The sequence below is a fragment of the Polaromonas sp. P4_H1 genome (assembly GCF_056400945.1).
On sequence record NZ_JBFUKG010000108.1, the window covers coordinates 1 to 574 of the forward strand.

General features: G+C 61.0%; 1 protein-coding gene. It reads right to left on the reverse strand.

Annotated elements, in window-relative coordinates; translation table 11 throughout:
• The coding region (locus AC1DS5_RS25365) for a thiamine pyrophosphate-binding protein (protein ID WP_477721005.1) at positions 1–353 on the reverse strand (353 nt) is incomplete at its 3' end.
• Positions 354–574: the final 221 nt, after the last annotated feature.

The window sequence follows — 574 nt, forward strand, 5'->3', positions numbered from 1 at the left end:
CACGCATTGAACTCCGCCCAGTCGCCGCGCATGGTCACGACCATCAGAAGCGGGAAGCGCGTGCAGGCCTGCAGCGCCAGCGTGTTGATACAGTTGCCGACGCCGCTCGACTGCATCAGCAGCGCGCCGCGCTCGCCGCCGAGCCAGGCGCCTGCGAGATAGCCGATACCTTCTTCCTCGGTCGTCAGCACAACGGAATTGATCGCATTGTCCTCGTCGGCGAGACGGATCGCCGTGGAGTGTCCGGCATCGGGCACATAGACGATGTGCTTGACGTCGGCCTCCTTCAGGATGCGGAACACATCGTGCCGCCAATCCACCTGTGAACCGGGCGTGGGCCCTGCATCTGACATTCCAGTCTCCGTTGCTTGCAGCATAGCGCTGACTCACGCTTAGCCCAAAGCAGACGGCCCGACGCATACCGATTTGCTCGAAGAGATATGCCGAGATTTGATCTCTGGCGTTGCAACATCAGCAGCGCGCGAATGGTGCGACGCAGCTACGTTTTTCTGGGATCGATCATGTGTCCAACCCAGATATTCCGGGCGACGAGATCGGCGGCGATCTCCGTGAA